We start from the raw sequence: 13,640 nt of genomic DNA, 5'->3' as shown, positions 1-13,640 counted from the left end.
GGGTGCCCGGCATTAGGCTGATCGCATGTCGGCCACCCGCTTCACCTATCTCGGTCCCGAGGGCACCTTCACCGAAGCCGCCCTCCGCACTCTGCCGGAAGCCGCTACCCGGGAGCTGGTCCCGATGGTGTCGGTGCCGGCCGCCCTGGACGCCGTGCGCAACGGGGAGGCGGCGGCGGCGCTGGTGCCGATCGAGAACTCGGTGGAGGGCGGTGTCACGGCCACCCTGGACGAGCTGGCCTCCGGCGAGCCGCTGATGATCTACCGCGAGGTGCTGCTGCCGATCGCCTTCGCGCTGCTCGTGCGGCCCGGTACCCAGCTGTCGGACATCAAGACCGTGACCGGGCACCCCGTCGCCCAGCCGCAGGTGCGCAACTGGCTACGGGCAAACCTGCCCGACGCGGTGTGGGAGTCGGCCGCGTCGAACGCGGACGGGGCCCGCCTGGTCCAGGAGGGCCGCTTCGACGCGGCCTTCGCGGGCGAGTTCGCGGCCGCCACCTACGGGCTCGTCCCGCTGGTCACCGAGATCCACGACGCGCAGAACGCCGAGACGCGGTTCGTCCTGGTCGGCCGGCCGGCCCGGCCCGCCGCGCCGACCGGCGCCGACAAGACCTCGGTCGTGCTGTGGCTCGGCGACGACCACCCCGGCGCGCTGCTGGAGCTGCTCCAGGAGTTCGCCGTGCGGGGGGTCAACCTGATGCTGATCCAGTCCCGGCCGACCGGCCAGGGCATCGGCAACTACTGCTTCGCGGTCGACGCCGAGGGCCACATTTCCGACCGGCGGGTGAGCGAGGCGCTGATGGGCCTCAAGCGGACCTGTCCCCAGGTGCGGTTCCTCGGCTCCTATCCCCGCGCGGGGGTCACCCGCAGTGACGTGCGGGCTCCGCGGCCGGGGACCTCGGACGGCGACTTCACGGCTGCTTCCGACTGGCTGGCGCGCTGCCTCGACGGCCGGCCGTAAGCGCCGTCCGCCTTAACCACCGTCCACAGAGTTATCCACAGGACGAGAAGAGGACCTGTGGACTAGTCGACAGTCAGGGCCCGCAAGGTCGACAAATCGGCCTGCGGCCCAGGTTTCGCGCGGGAGAGCAGGGGATGAACGTCGTCACCCGTGGATCGGCGACCAACTCTTTGGAGCGAGTCATTCCCACCCGAATGAGCGCGTGCGGGCGGTTTGAACCTTGAATCGCGATGACCACCCAGTGGACGGGATTGATCTAATTCCGTGTCCACAGATGCCACACACAGCCTGTGGACAACTCTGCAGGCTGGGCAATTCCTGTGGACAAGACGGGACACCCACCGACCCCGAGGGTGTCCGAATGCTGGGATTGCACCCCTTCCGGGGAATCGGCGACTTTTAGGGGCCGACCGGACATCGGTCGCTTCCGGCCAGCCGAAGAGAGTTTTGCATTCACGGCAATTGGGACATAGCGACACGCAGCGTGATATCGATGTGAGCCCGGGAAGTCCAGACCGGTAGCCTGGAGAGGTGATTGACCTTCGGCTGCTCCGTGAAGACCCTGACCGTGTCCGCGCCTCGCAGCGCGCCCGTGGAGAGGACGTCGATCTTGTCGACGCCGTCCTCTCCGCCGACGAGCGCCGCAGGTCCTCCGGGATGCGCTTCGACGAACTGCGCAACGAGCAGAAGTCGCTCGGCAAGCTCATCCCCAAGGCCTCCCCGGAGGAGCGTGCGGAGCTTCTGAAGAAGGCCGAGCAGCTCAAGACCGACGTCAAGGCGGCCGAGGCCGAGCAGAACGAGGCCGACGAGTCCGCCCGCAACCTGCTCCTCAAGCTCGGCAACGTCGTTCACCCGGACGTCCCGGTCGGCGGCGAGGAGGACTTCACCGTCCTTGAGACGCACGGCACGATCCGCGACTTCGCCGCCGAGGGCTTCGCGCCCAAGGACCACCTGGAACTCGGCGAGGCGCTGGGCGCCATCGACGTCGAGCGCGGCGCCAAGGTGTCGGGCTCGCGCTTCTACTACCTGACCGGCGTCGGCGCCCTGCTGGAGCTGGCCCTGGTCAACGCTGCGATCGCACAGGCCACCGAGGCCGGGTTCATCCCGATGCTGACCCCCGCCCTGGTGCGCCCGCGGGCCATGGAGGGCACGGGCTTCCTCGGCCAGGCCGCCGAGAACGTCTACCACCTGGAGAAGGACGACTACTACCTGGTCGGCACCTCCGAGGTCCCGCTCGCCGCGTACCACATGGACGAGATCATCGAAGCCGAGAAGCTGCCACTGCGCTACGCCGGCTTCTCGCCGTGCTTCCGCCGCGAGGCCGGTACCTACGGCAAGGACACCCGCGGCATCTTCCGCGTCCACCAGTTCGACAAGGTCGAGATGTTCTCGTACGTCGCGCCGGAGGACGCCGAGGCCGAGCACGCCCGACTGCTCGCCTGGGAGAAGCAGTGGCTGACCAGCCTGGAGCTGCCGTTCCAGGTGATCGACGTCGCCACCGGTGACCTCGGCGCCTCCGCCTCGCGCAAGTTCGACTGCGAGGCGTGGATCCCGACGCAGGGCAAGTACCGCGAGCTGACCTCCGCCTCGAACTGCGACGGCTTCCAGGCCCGCCGCCTGTCGATCCGCGTCCGCGACGGCAAGAAGACCCAGCCGCTCGCGACCCTGAACGGCACGCTGTGCGCCGTGCCCCGCACGATCGTCGCGATCCTGGAGAACCACCAGCAGGCCGACGGCTCGGTCCGGGTCCCCGAGGTGCTCCGTCCGTACCTGGGCGGCCGCGAGGTCCTGGAGCCGATCGCCAAGTGAGCCCGGCCCCGTTCCCGTACAAGCTCATCGCGACCGATCTCGACGGCACGCTGCTGCGTGGCGACGACACGGTCTCGGAACGCACCCGGGAAGCGCTCGCCGCGGCCACCGCGGCGGGCGCCGTCCACATCATCGTCACCGGCAGGGCCGTGCCCTGGACCCGGCGCGTACTGGACGACCTCGGCTACCGGGGGATAGCGGTGTGCGGCCAGGGCGCGCAGGTCTACGACGCGGGCGCGCACCGGCTGCTGACCTCGGTGACGCTGGACCGGCAGCTGGCCGGCCTGGCGCTGTCGAAGCTGGAGGCCGAGGTGGGCCCGCTCGCGCTGGCCGCCAGCCGTGACGGGGTGGACGGCGACGTGCTGTTCGGGTCCGGCTACCAGGTGCAGGGCGGCCTGCCGGCGGTGTACCTCGACGACACCGCCGCGGTGTGGTCGGCTCCGCTGAACAAGCTGTACATCCAGCACCCCGAGCTCGACGACGACGCCCTGGTCACGGTGGCGCGGCAGACGGTCGGCTCGCTGGTCGACATCGTCATGGCCGGTCCGGGGATAGTGGAGATCCTGCCGCTCGGCCTGACCAAGGCCACCGGGCTCTCCCTCGCCGCGCGCCGGCTGGGCGTGAAGGCCGCCGAGACGATCGCCTTCGGCGACATGCCCAACGACATCCCCATGTTCGGCTGGGCGGCACATGGTGTGGCGATGGCCAACGCCCATGCGGACCTAAAGGCGGTGGCCGACGAGGTCACGACCTCCAACGAGGAGGACGGGATCGCGGTGGTGCTGGAGCGCCTGCTGGGCGCCGCATAGGGGAGTGGTCGCGCGCGTACGGCCCGTCCGCGCGGATGGGAGGGTCCGGGGCAGCCCGCGCCGAACGGCGCGCTCGAAGTGGCTGCCCCGGACCTTTTGTTCTCCCCGCACCGCCCACTGTGCCCCGGGCGGAAGCCCCGTACCAGTGATTTTCGGCGCCTCGGCGGCAGCCCAGGGGCAGCCGCTGCCGGTCATGTTTCACGTGAAACATGACCAGGGGGGCGGCAGGGGTGCGGGTTGCGGGTCAGTGGCCAGGCGAGTAGGCCGACGGAGAGTGAGATCGCGTGCCCGAGGTCGGTGAAGGTGGCCCCGGTCAGGAGCGGGACCCCGAAGAAGGCGAAAGCGCCGGCCAGGTAGAACCAGCGCAGGGGGCTGGGGAGCCGGTAGGTGAGGACACCGATGGAGGCCGCGAGGCCGTAGCTGACGCCGACGTCGACGACGTGGACCATGCTGTGCGGTGCCCGGTGGTCCTGGATGGCCGTCAGGACGAGCTTCTGGCTGATCAGGGTGGCCGTGATGTGGGCGGTGGCGACGATGGCGAGCCAGCGCAGGGTGCCGAGCCAGCGTTCCACGGGGGCGTGGAAGACCTCGAAGAGGACGGCGTAGAGGGCGAGTGAGGCCGGGTCCTCGATCCAGAAGGCGCTGGAGAGCAGGGCGCGTACGGGGTGCCGGGTGAGCTCGTGGATATTGCTGCTGTGGCGGTGGAGCAGGACGCTTTCGAGGTGGTCAGGGGTGATCACGACGACGAGGCTGGTGATCGCGATGACGAGCAGCCATATGTGCGTTCCGGGCGAGGAGCGTATCCAGGACCTCACGGGCCTGGAGGGCTCCGGCTCGGGGTGCTCGGTCATGCCCCGATGATGCCCCGCACGGCTGTGCCCCGCCCGGCTGGTGGGCCGGGCGGGGCACGGGTGCTCCGGGCTCTTTCGGGCTGGCCCCGTCGGGGCCGTCCTGCTGTTCCTACTCCTCGCCGGCGAGGGTGAGGCGGCGCAGCTTCTGGCCGGCGTACATGGTGGCGCCGACGGTGACCACGATGAGGAGGACGACCGCGGTGGGCAGGGCGACGGTGGCGTCGACGTAACCCTCGCCGGCGATCTTCTCGGCCACGGCCAGGGCCCACTGCTGGACGCTGAGGGTCTTGGCGCCGGAGACCAGGCTGCCGAAGAGCGACTCCCAGATCAGGGCGTAGACCAGGCCGAACACCACCGCATGCCGACTGACCGTGCCCAGCAGCAGGAACAGGGCACTGTAGGCGATGGAGGCGACCAGCGCGGCAATGGTGTAGGCGACGGCGATCTGCTGGCCGTTGTTGTTGAGTATGAAGCCGGCGATCAGGGTCGGGATGGCGGAGAAGGCCATCGTGACGGCGATCGCGACGATCAGCTTGGTCATGATGATCGTCGGCCGCTTCACCGGCTTGGAGAGGAGGTAGACGATCGAGCCGTCGTCGATCTCCGGCCCGATGGCACCGGTGCCGGCGATGACGCCGATCAGCGGGACCATCGTCGCCAGTGCGAAACCGCCCAGCAGATCGGCGGCGATCTTGTCGTCCAGGCCGGTGAAGACGCGGACGGCAGCCGCGATGACGATCAGCATGGCGGGCAGCGCGAAGAGGATCAGCGCGCGGCGGCGGCCGAGCAGGGCGCGGTAGGTGAGCCGGGCCACGGTGGGGTTGTACATGGGTGCCAGCTCCTTCAGGCCGCGACGAGGTAGGAGAAGACCGACTCGAGGGACTCGTCGGAGGGGGAGACCGTGAGCAGCCGGATGCCGTGGGCACGGGCGACCTGCGGCAGCAGCTCCGTGAAGCGTCCGAAGTCGACGGCCTGGATGCGCAGGGCGCCCTCCTTGACGTCGACCTCGATCCCGGCCGTGGACGGGTCGGCGATCAGGGCTGCAGCGAGGGCCCGGTCGTCGGAGGACCGGACCACGTAGCGGTGCGGGCGGTCCGTCATCAGGCGGCGGATCTTGCGGAAGTCGCCGGAGGCGGCGTGCCGGCCGGCGACGACCACCTCGATGTGGGAGGCGAGCTGCTCGACCTCCTCCAGGATGTGGGAGGAGAACAGGACGGTGCGCCCCTCCTCGCCCATGCGCCGCAGCAGGTCCATGAGCTGCATGCGCTGACGCGGGTCCATACCGTTGAACGGCTCGTCGAGCAGGAGCACTGACGGATCGTGGACCAGCGCGGAGGCCATCTTCACGCGCTGGCGCATGCCCTTGGAGTAGGTCGCGATCTTGCGGTCCTGGGCGTACTCCATCTCGACGGTGGCCAGGGCGCGCTGCGCGGCGGCGTCGTCGAGACCGTGGAGCTCGGCGTTGGCGACCACGAACTCCCGGCCGGTGAGGAAGTCGTACATGGCCTCCCGCTCCGGCACGACGCCGATCTGCCGGTAGGCCTGCTCGTTGCCCCAGATGGGGGCGCCGTCGAGGGTGACGGTGCCCGTGGAGGGGGCCAGGAAGCCGCCCATCATGTTGATCAGGGTGGACTTGCCGGCGCCGTTGGGGCCGAGCAGCCCGGTGACGCCGGGGCCGATCCGCATGGTCACGTCGTTGACCGCGACGACGTTCCCGAACCAGCGGGAGGTGTGGTCGATGTCGATGGTGGTCACAGCCCGGCCTTCCGGTAGCGCGCCATCAGGGCGGTGTACGAGCCGACGATGAGGGCGAGGATGACGAGCAGGTAGACGAAGCCGACGCCCGTCGAGGGGCCTTCGCCGCCGGGGAAGGCGGAGGTGGCGCCGAGGAACGCCGTCTGCATGCCGTCGATCAGGGTGATCGGGGAGAACAGGCCCATCCACTCGATCGGGGCGGTCGTTCCGGCGCTGTAGGAGACGCCCTGCACCGCGGTGACCGCGCCGTAGGGGATCACCAGCAGGGCGATGACGCCGGCCACGCCGAACCCGCGGCGCGGGGTGAGCGCGGCCACGACCAGGCCGAGGCCGGCGAAGAGGACCGAGAGCAACAGCACGGAGACCAGCCCCTGGGCGAACCCCTTGGTCTGGTCCGCGAAGTCGAATTTGGCCAGCAGAGAGCCGATCCACATGATCAGCAGCGGTGTGGCGGTGAGGATGAACAGGGCCGAGGCCATCGCCGCGAACTTGGCGAGGACGTAGTCGACCCGCTCGATCGGCCGCGAGAAGTACAGCGGCACGGTCTTGAACCGCAGGTCGCGCGAGACCGACTGGGGTGCCTGCGAGGCGAGGTAGAGGCCGATGACCATCTGGGTGGTCAGCGCGTACGTCGTGTACTTGATCGGCAGGTCGGTCGACCCGGGCACCGCGATGGCGATGGCCACGATGATCAGCGCGGGGATGCACATCACCGCGAAGAGGATCATCGGGAGGACCTTGGACTTGGCCGAGCGGCCGAGCCCGTACGCGCCGCGCAGGGACTGCGAGTACAGCGAGGTGCGGGCGTAGGAGCGGCCGAGCCGGGCGCCTTCGTAGGACCGGTAGCCGATGTTGTGGATCTGGGTGGAGGTCTCAGGCGCCATCGCCACCGGGCCCCTTCCGCTGGTCGTTGTCGCGGAAGACCTCCGCGATGTGGTGGCGGCGCTGTTCCATGCGGACCAGGCCGAGGCCGAGGCCCGCGACGGTGTCGACGATCGTGTCGTAGGTGCTCTCGCCGGTGGCCTCGACGAGCAGGATGTGGCCCGCGCCGGGGAGCCCCTGCTCCTCGCCCGGGTGCAGGACGACGCCCGCCTCGGTGAGCGCCGCACGCAGGGCTGCGGTGCCGTCGGGGTGCGCGTCCGAGTCGGTGACCTCGACGGCGACGGTCGCGGTGGTCTGCATGAAGTCGCTGGTGGAGCTGGACCGCAGCAGCTTGCCGCCGTCGACGACCACGACGTGGTCGCAGGTCCGCTCCAGTTCCCCGAGGAGGTGCGAGGTGACCAGCACCGAGATGCCGAAGTCGGTGTACACGCGGCGGATCAGGCCGAGCATCTCGTCGCGGCCGACCGGGTCCAGGCCGTTGGTGGGCTCGTCGAGGAGCACCAACTGCGGGTCGTGGACGAGCGCCTGGGCGAGCTTGACGCGCTGCTTCATGCCGGTGGAGTAGCCGCCGATGGGGCGGTAGCGCTCCTCGTACAGCCCCACGTGGCGCAGGGTGTCGGCGGTCCGTTCGCGGGCGGCGGCCGGTGGGAGTCCGGACATGCGCGCCATGTGCACGACGAACTCGGTGGCCGAGACGTCGGGGGGCAGGCAGTCGTGCTCGGGCATGTAGCCGACCCGCTCCCGGATGGCACTGCCGTGCGTCGCGACGTCGAGGCCGAGCACGGAGGCGCGCCCCTCGGTGGCGGGGGACAGTCCCAGCAGGATCTTGATCAGCGTGGACTTGCCGGCACCGTTGGCGCCCACCAGGCCGGTGACTCCCGGGCCGATGTCCAGGGAGAGCCGGTCGATGGCGGTCACTCGGGGGTACCGCTTGGTCAGGCCTTCGGCCGCGATGACAGTCACGGCTTCGACGGTAGTGGCGCGTCACCTGCAGGTCGTCAGACTTGGAGCGCGATCCGGTGTCAGCCTTCAGGACTACGAACCCTGACGCGAGACTGATGTGCACCGGACAAAATTGTCCACAGGTCCGTGCACGCCCCCTTGACGTGACCTCCGGCCATTGTCACATTCATCAATGTCAAGTTACTGGCGGTACGGCCCTACGGACGGACGGCTATGGGTGGGGACACGAGGCAGCGCACCGCACGGCTCACCGGTCGGCTCGCCGCCGACCTCAGCGGTTTCAGAGGAGTGCAGCGCCTCGCTTACGAGTGCGCCGAGGCGGTGGCGGCGCAGCTGCGGCCGGGCGTGACCGAGCGCGAGGCCGCCCGGATGCAGCGGGAGTGGCTGCGCCAGCGTGGGGTGCGGGACTGGTTCCACCTGCCGTTCGCCTGGTTCGGGGACCGCACCGCCTTCGCGAACTTCAAGATCCCGCTCCAGTTCTTCCCGACCAACCGGAAGCTGGAGCCGGGGATGCCGTTCATCCTCGACATGGCACCGGTCCACCGGGGCTACGCGGCCGACATCGGGTACTCGGGCAGCCTCGGGCTGAACCCGGTGCAGGACCGGCTGATGTCCGACCTGCGCGCCCACCGGGAGCTGATCCTCGGGCAGGTCCGCGAACGCCGCCCGCTGCGCGAGATATACGAGAACGTCGACCGGCTGATGGTCCGGCAGGGGTACGCCAACCGGCACCGCGCCTACCCGTTCGGCGTGATCGCCCACAAGATCGACCGGGTGCGGGAGCGGCGCTGGTCCCCCACCGCGTTCGGCTTCGGGGTGCAGTCCCTGAAGGGGTTGGCCTCCGACGCCCTGCACGGGCACCGGGAGGGCTGGTCTCCGCTGTGGAGCCCGTACCGCTTCTCCGACCACGCCCCGCAGCCCGGGATGTGGGCGGTGGAGCCGCACCTGGGGTTCCGGGGCACCGGCGCGAAGTTCGAGGAGATCCTGGTCGTCACGGACTCCCGCGATCCCGAGGAGAGCGCGTTCTGGCTGGACGACGATCTGCCGCACGTGCGGCGCTGGGCCGAGGAGAAGGCAGCATGAGCGGCAGGGGCGGGGCGGACGGCGTGGACCGTGTGACGGGCGAGGGCGAGGGCAGGAGCAAGGGCGTGGACGCTGTGGGCGGGGTGAACGGGGTGCGTCGCACGGGTCTGGCCGGAGCGCGCGAGCGCCGGGTGAGCACCGGCGGGATCGAGTTGTGCGTGGTCGAGCTCGGTGACACGGCCCGGCCGACCGTGGTGCTCGTGCACGGGTACCCCGACAGCAAGGAGGTCTGGGCGGAGGTCGCCGAGCGGCTTGCGGCCCGATTCCACGTCGTGCTCTACGACGTGCGCGGCCACGGACGCTCCACGGCGCCCGTACCGCTGCGCGGCGGGTTCACGCTGGAGAAGCTGACGGACGACTTCCTGGCGGTGGCGGACGCGGTCAGCCCGGAACGCCCGGTGCACCTGGTCGGCCACGACTGGGGCTCCGTGCAGGGCTGGGAGTTCGCGACCGTCGCCCGGACCGAGGGCCGGATCGCCTCGTTCACCTCCGTGTCGGGGCCCTCCCTCGACCACTTCGGTCACTGGATCAAGAAGCGGGTGAACCGGCCCACCCCGCGCCGGGCGTCACAACTGCTGGGCCAGGGCCTCAAGTCCTGGTACGTGTACGCACTCCACACGCCCGTCCTGCCGGAGCTCGCCTGGCGCGGGCCGCTCGGCAAGCGGTGGCCCGGCATCCTGGAGCGCGTCGAGAAGGTGCCGGCCGGCTCCTACCCCACGCCCTCGCTGCCCTCGGACGCCGCGCACGGGGCCTGGCTCTACCGCGACAACGTGCGGTCCCGGCTGAGCCGCCCGCGCGCCGACGCGTACGCCCACGTACCGGTGCAGCTGATCACGCCGACCGGAGACGCCTTCCTCTCCGAGAAGCTCTACGACGACCTGGAGCGGTGGGCCCCCGGCCTGGTGCGGCGCACCCTGGCGGCCAAGCACTGGGTGCCCCGGACCCGTCCCGACCAGTTGGCCGCGTGGATCACCGAGTTCGTCACCGCCCGGGAGGAGCCCGCCGCGCGGGCCCCGGAGACCAGGGCTCCGGGCAGGTACGCCGACTGGTTCGGGGGCCGCCTGGTCCTGGTCACCGGCGCCGCCAGCGGCATCGGCCGGGCCACCGCCTTCGCGTTCGCCGAGGCCGGGGCCCGGGTGGTGTGCGTGGACCGGGACGCGGAGGGCGCGGAGCGCACGGCCGGCATGGCACGGCTCATCGGCGCCCCCGAGGCCTGGGGCGAATGCGTCGACGTCAGCGACGAGCAGGCCATGGAGAAGCTCGCGGCGAAGACCGCGGCCGAGTACGGCGTGGTGGACGTCCTGGTCAACAACGCCGGGATCGGCCTGTCGGGTCCGTTCCTGCAGACGACGGCGGAGGACTGGAAGAAGGTCCTCGACGTCAACCTGTGGGGCGTCATCCACGGCTGCCGGATCTTCGGGAAGCAGATGGCCGAGCGCGGCCAGGGCGGACACATCGTCAACACCGCTTCCGCCGCCGCCTACCTGCCGTCCCGGACCCTGCCCGCGTACAGCACGTCGAAGGCGGCGGTCCTGATGCTGTCGGAGTGCCTGCGCGCCGAACTGGCCCCGCAGTCGATCGGCGTCTCGGCGATCTGCCCGGGCATCGTGAACACCGGCATCACCGCCACCTCCCGGTTCGCCGGGGTGGACGCGGCCGAGGAGAAGCGCCGCCAGGCGCGCGCCTCGCGGCTGTACGGGCTGCGCAACTTCCCGCCGGAGAAGGTCGCCGACGCGATCCTCCGGGCGGTCGTGCACAACCAGGCCGTGGTCCCGGTGACACCCGAGTCCAAGGGTGCCCTGTGGATGTCCCGCTTCGCGCCCCGGGCCCTGCGCCGGCTCGCCCGGGTGGAACCCCGGCTGTGAACGGGGGCCGCGCGGCCGTGTACCCCTCATTCCGGCGGTCGTACCATCCCTCGCAGGAGGGCTCGCTGCGCAGGCGGGGCCGGGCCGCCATGTCGTAGGGAGCCGGGATTGTCCGATCAGGCAGCAGCCGAGTACCGGATCGAGGATCTGGCGCACCACAGTGGAGCCACGGTGCGCACAATCCGGGCGTACCAGGACCGTGGCCTGCTGCCGAAGCCGGAGCGGCGCGGCCGTTCGAACGTCTACGGCGACACGCACCTGGCACGGCTGCGCCAGATCGCCGACCTGCTGGACCGCGGCTACACCCTGGCCTCCATCAAGGAGCTGCTGGAGGCCTGGGACGCGGGGCGGGGACTCGGCGGCGTCCTCGGGCTCGTCGCCGAGGTGCACGGGCCGTGGACCGACGAGGAGGCGGCCCGGGTCAGCCGGGCCGACCTGGACGAGCGCTTCGGGGGGACCTCCGACGACGCCACCGTGAACGAGGCCTGCGAGCTGGGCGTGCTGGAGCGGATCCCGGGCTGTCCGGAGGAGTTCCTGGTCCCCTCGCCACAAGAACTGGCGGTGGCCGCCGAGCTGTACGCGGCAGGGGTGCCGCTGCCGGCGATCACCGGGCACCTGCGGGAACTGCGCGGGCAGGTCGAACACATAGCATCCCGCTTCCTGGAGTTCACCACCGAGCACGTCTTCGCCCGCTACTTGGGGCAGGTGCCGCCGACGGACTCGGACGCCGTGGAGGCGGCGGCCCTGGTCCGCCGGCTGCGGCCGCTGGCCCAGCAGACGGTGGACGCCGAGCTGGCACGGGCCATGAGGCTGTTCGCGACCCGGCACCTGCAACGACACCTGGGGGCCGCCGGCGCGCCGCAGGCGTCGGGACCGGCGTCCGTGGCGCTGCCGGCCGGGACGGTACGGGCGGTGCAGGAGCTGGTCGGCGCCGAGCACGTGGGGGAGTTCGTCCGAGCGGCGACGGAACGCGAGCTGCAGGCCCGCAGGATGAACGACCTGGCTCAGCGGGGCGGCCGACGGGACCCGGTGGACGACGGAGAGTAGTCCACAGGGCGGATCGCTCGTTTGCCGTCAAAACCCACCCAACCGGCTGTGGACAAGCCGGGGATTCCTGTGGGCAAACCTGTGGACGACGGATCAGCCGACGACCTCGTTACGCCGGTCTGGCAGTGGGGGCTTCCCTCGTCCCGCCTTCCGTTTCCCGACCCGCACCCCGGCCAGCCGCCCGCCGGCCGGCGCCACGTGGGCCCGAGGCGCGTCCCGAGCCGCCGTACAGGAATCCGGCGAGGGCCAGCCCCGCGGCCGCTCCGACCAGCTGCGCCGCGATGAAGCCGGGCAGCGACTGCGGGGCGATGCCCGTGAACGAGTCGCTGAAGGCGCGCCCGACGGTGCCGGCCGGGTTCGCGAAGGAGCCCGAGGAAGTGAACCAGATCGCGCAGGCGATGTACGCCGCCACCGCCGCCGGGACGAGCTTCGGGCGACCGATGCGCTCCAGGCCCTGGATGACGAGGACGAGCCCGGCGGTGGCGACGATCTCTCCGACGAGCAGGTGGCCGCCGCCGCGGACCTGGGTGGAGAGGACGCCCGGGGGCCGCCCGAACATCACCTCGGCGAGGAGGGCCCCGGCGACGGCCCCGACGGTCTGGGCCGCGGCGTAGACGAGCGCCTCCCCTCCCGCCAGCCCCTCGCCGCCGCGCCGACGCGCCCACCAGGAAGTGAGGCTGACCACCGGGTTGAGGTGGGCCCCGGACAGCGGGCCGAACAGGGTGACGACCAGCCCGAGGCCGATGGCCGACGCGAGCGAGTTCGCGACGAGGGCGACCCCGGTGTCGCGGCTGAGACCGTCGGCCTGGATGCCGGAACCGATCACCACCACGAGCAGGCCGGCGGTGCCGACGAGTTCGGCGACGGCGCGGCGCTGCAGGGAAGCGCGAGTCGTCATCAGGTCCCCCCTGGACGGGATCTTCAATGGAAAAGATGTTCCGTATCTTGGAAGAAGGATAGTTGCTGTCCGCGACCGGACGGCCTGGCGGAAAATCGCTGCGGCGGTCCCGAGCGGACCGGCAGGCTGGGCCCATGGACGACAGACGCACCGTGAAGGTGTCCAAATACGTCTCGAAACACCTGCGGCACCAGCCGGAGCGCATCGGACTCACCCTCGATCTGCACGGCTGGGTGGAGATCGACGCCCTCCTGCGTGCGGCCGCGGCCCACGGATTCCCCATCACCCGTGCCGAGCTCGACCACGTCGTCGCCGCCAACGACAAGCAGCGCTTCGCCGTCGAGGGCACGCGCATCCGCGCCAACCAGGGCCACACCGTCCCCGTCGACCTGGACCTCCCGGCGGCGGAACCGCCCGCGTACCTCTACCACGGCACGGTCGCCGCCGCGCTGGGCGCGATCCGCGCCGAGGGCCTGCGGCCCATGGCCCGGCACCACGTCCACCTGTCCCCCGACCGGGAGACCGCGACCCGCGTCGGCGCGCGGCGCGGCAGGCCGATCGTGCTCAGCGTGGACGCGGGCGCGATGCACGCCGCCGGCCACGTGTTCCGGGTCAGCGCCAACGGGGTGTGGCTGGTGGATGCGGTCCCTCCGCAATTCCTGCGCCTGCCGTGACCCTCCCGAATTTCCCAGGAGATTGTCAGATGAGCGCCCTAAT

General features: G+C 70.9%; 13 protein-coding genes. 7 read left to right on the top strand and 6 right to left on the bottom strand.

Features of this window, described 5'->3' with window-relative positions; all coding sequences use genetic code 11:
* The first annotated feature begins 25 nt into the window (after nucleotides 1-25).
* The 3 genes from pheA (at nucleotide 26) to ACSHWO_RS17890 (ending at nucleotide 3,579) form a co-directional block, all read left to right on the top strand.
* A complete protein-coding gene (pheA, locus tag ACSHWO_RS17900; protein ID WP_361098678.1) occupies nucleotides 26-961 on the top strand; it encodes a prephenate dehydratase in 936 nt (311 codons plus the stop codon).
* A gap of 531 nt (nucleotides 962-1,492) precedes the next feature.
* On the top strand, nucleotides 1,493-2,770 hold the full coding sequence (serS, locus tag ACSHWO_RS17895; protein WP_438313065.1) for a serine--tRNA ligase: 1,278 nt from the start codon (nucleotides 1,493-1,495) through the stop codon (nucleotides 2,768-2,770).
* Nucleotides 2,767-3,579 (top strand): HAD family hydrolase, encoded by an 813-nt coding sequence (locus tag ACSHWO_RS17890; RefSeq protein ID WP_438313063.1) that lies wholly within the window; start codon nucleotides 2,767-2,769, stop codon nucleotides 3,577-3,579. Before serS ends, ACSHWO_RS17890 begins: the two co-directional genes overlap by 4 nt.
* Before the next feature lie 191 nt (nucleotides 3,580-3,770).
* Here the strand turns inward: ACSHWO_RS17890 and ACSHWO_RS17885 are convergent, their stop codons facing one another.
* The 5 genes from ACSHWO_RS17885 to ACSHWO_RS17865 all read right to left on the bottom strand — a co-directional run bounded on the left by ACSHWO_RS17885 (nucleotide 3,771) and on the right by ACSHWO_RS17865 (nucleotide 8,030).
* The gene (locus ACSHWO_RS17885; RefSeq protein ID WP_438313061.1) at nucleotides 3,771-4,430 is read right to left on the bottom strand and encodes a rhomboid-like protein; all 660 of its coding nucleotides are present in this window, start codon (nucleotides 4,428-4,430) and stop codon (nucleotides 3,771-3,773) included.
* A gap of 109 nt (nucleotides 4,431-4,539) precedes the next feature.
* Nucleotides 4,540-5,259, bottom strand: a complete 720-nt coding sequence (locus tag ACSHWO_RS17880; RefSeq protein WP_385829532.1) for an ABC transporter permease — start codon at nucleotides 5,257-5,259, stop codon at nucleotides 4,540-4,542.
* Between the two features lie 14 nt (nucleotides 5,260-5,273).
* Complete coding sequence (locus tag ACSHWO_RS17875) at nucleotides 5,274-6,185, bottom strand: ABC transporter ATP-binding protein (protein WP_404237242.1); 912 nt, start codon at nucleotides 6,183-6,185, stop codon at nucleotides 5,274-5,276.
* Nucleotides 6,182-7,069, bottom strand: a complete 888-nt coding sequence (locus ACSHWO_RS17870) for an ABC transporter permease subunit (protein WP_361093252.1) — start codon at nucleotides 7,067-7,069, stop codon at nucleotides 6,182-6,184. Before ACSHWO_RS17870 ends, ACSHWO_RS17875 begins: the two co-directional genes overlap by 4 nt.
* Entirely contained in the window at nucleotides 7,059-8,030 is a 972-nt protein-coding gene (locus ACSHWO_RS17865) for an ABC transporter ATP-binding protein (RefSeq protein WP_361093249.1), read from the bottom strand. Before ACSHWO_RS17865 ends, ACSHWO_RS17870 begins: the two co-directional genes overlap by 11 nt.
* Nucleotides 8,031-8,243: 213 nt before the next feature.
* On the opposite strand from ACSHWO_RS17865, the gene ACSHWO_RS17860 reads away from it, so the two are divergent.
* From ACSHWO_RS17860 to ACSHWO_RS17850, 3 genes are all read left to right on the top strand, one after another.
* The gene (locus ACSHWO_RS17860; RefSeq protein ID WP_361093246.1) at nucleotides 8,244-9,113 is read left to right on the top strand and encodes a M24 family metallopeptidase; all 870 of its coding nucleotides are present in this window, start codon (nucleotides 8,244-8,246) and stop codon (nucleotides 9,111-9,113) included.
* A complete protein-coding gene (locus ACSHWO_RS17855) occupies nucleotides 9,110-10,978 on the top strand; it encodes an SDR family oxidoreductase (protein WP_438313057.1) in 1,869 nt (622 codons plus the stop codon). Before ACSHWO_RS17860 ends, ACSHWO_RS17855 begins: the two co-directional genes overlap by 4 nt.
* 108 nt (nucleotides 10,979-11,086) lie before the next feature.
* A complete protein-coding gene (locus tag ACSHWO_RS17850) occupies nucleotides 11,087-12,025 on the top strand; it encodes a MerR family transcriptional regulator (protein WP_438313055.1) in 939 nt (312 codons plus the stop codon).
* A gap of 109 nt (nucleotides 12,026-12,134) precedes the next feature.
* On the opposite strand, the gene ACSHWO_RS17845 is transcribed toward ACSHWO_RS17850, so the two are convergent.
* Complete coding sequence (locus ACSHWO_RS17845) at nucleotides 12,135-12,923, bottom strand: aquaporin (RefSeq protein ID WP_438313053.1); 789 nt, start codon at nucleotides 12,921-12,923, stop codon at nucleotides 12,135-12,137.
* Between the two features lie 134 nt (nucleotides 12,924-13,057).
* Between ACSHWO_RS17845 and ACSHWO_RS17840 the strand changes: the two genes are divergently transcribed.
* On the top strand, nucleotides 13,058-13,597 hold the full coding sequence (locus ACSHWO_RS17840) for an RNA 2'-phosphotransferase (RefSeq protein ID WP_385829419.1): 540 nt from the start codon (nucleotides 13,058-13,060) through the stop codon (nucleotides 13,595-13,597).
* Nucleotides 13,598-13,640 lie beyond the last annotated feature (43 nt).

This window comes from Streptomyces pallidus (ex Mingjun et al. 2026), from assembly GCF_051550185.1.
Lineage (GTDB): Bacteria > Actinomycetota > Actinomycetes > Streptomycetales > Streptomycetaceae > Streptomyces.
The sequence above is the reverse complement of the archived record's forward strand: the minus strand, read 5'-3'. Positions and strand labels throughout refer to the sequence as shown.

Coding starts and splice junctions, on each gene's coding strand:
- pheA (WP_361098678.1), top strand. CDS start 26: ATGTCGGCCACCCGCTTCACCTATCTCGGTCCCGAGGGCACCTTCACC.
- ACSHWO_RS17885 (WP_438313061.1), bottom strand. CDS start 4,430: ATGACCGAGCACCCCGAGCCGGAGCCCTCCAGGCCCGTGAGGTCCTGG.
- ACSHWO_RS17880 (WP_385829532.1), bottom strand. CDS start 5,259: ATGTACAACCCCACCGTGGCCCGGCTCACCTACCGCGCCCTGCTCGGC.
- ACSHWO_RS17870 (WP_361093252.1), bottom strand. CDS start 7,069: ATGGCGCCTGAGACCTCCACCCAGATCCACAACATCGGCTACCGGTCC.
- ACSHWO_RS17860 (WP_361093246.1), top strand. CDS start 8,244: ATGGGTGGGGACACGAGGCAGCGCACCGCACGGCTCACCGGTCGGCTC.
- ACSHWO_RS17855 (WP_438313057.1), top strand. CDS start 9,110: ATGAGCGGCAGGGGCGGGGCGGACGGCGTGGACCGTGTGACGGGCGAG.
- ACSHWO_RS17845 (WP_438313053.1), bottom strand. CDS start 12,923: ATGACGACTCGCGCTTCCCTGCAGCGCCGCGCCGTCGCCGAACTCGTC.
- ACSHWO_RS17840 (WP_385829419.1), top strand. CDS start 13,058: ATGGACGACAGACGCACCGTGAAGGTGTCCAAATACGTCTCGAAACAC.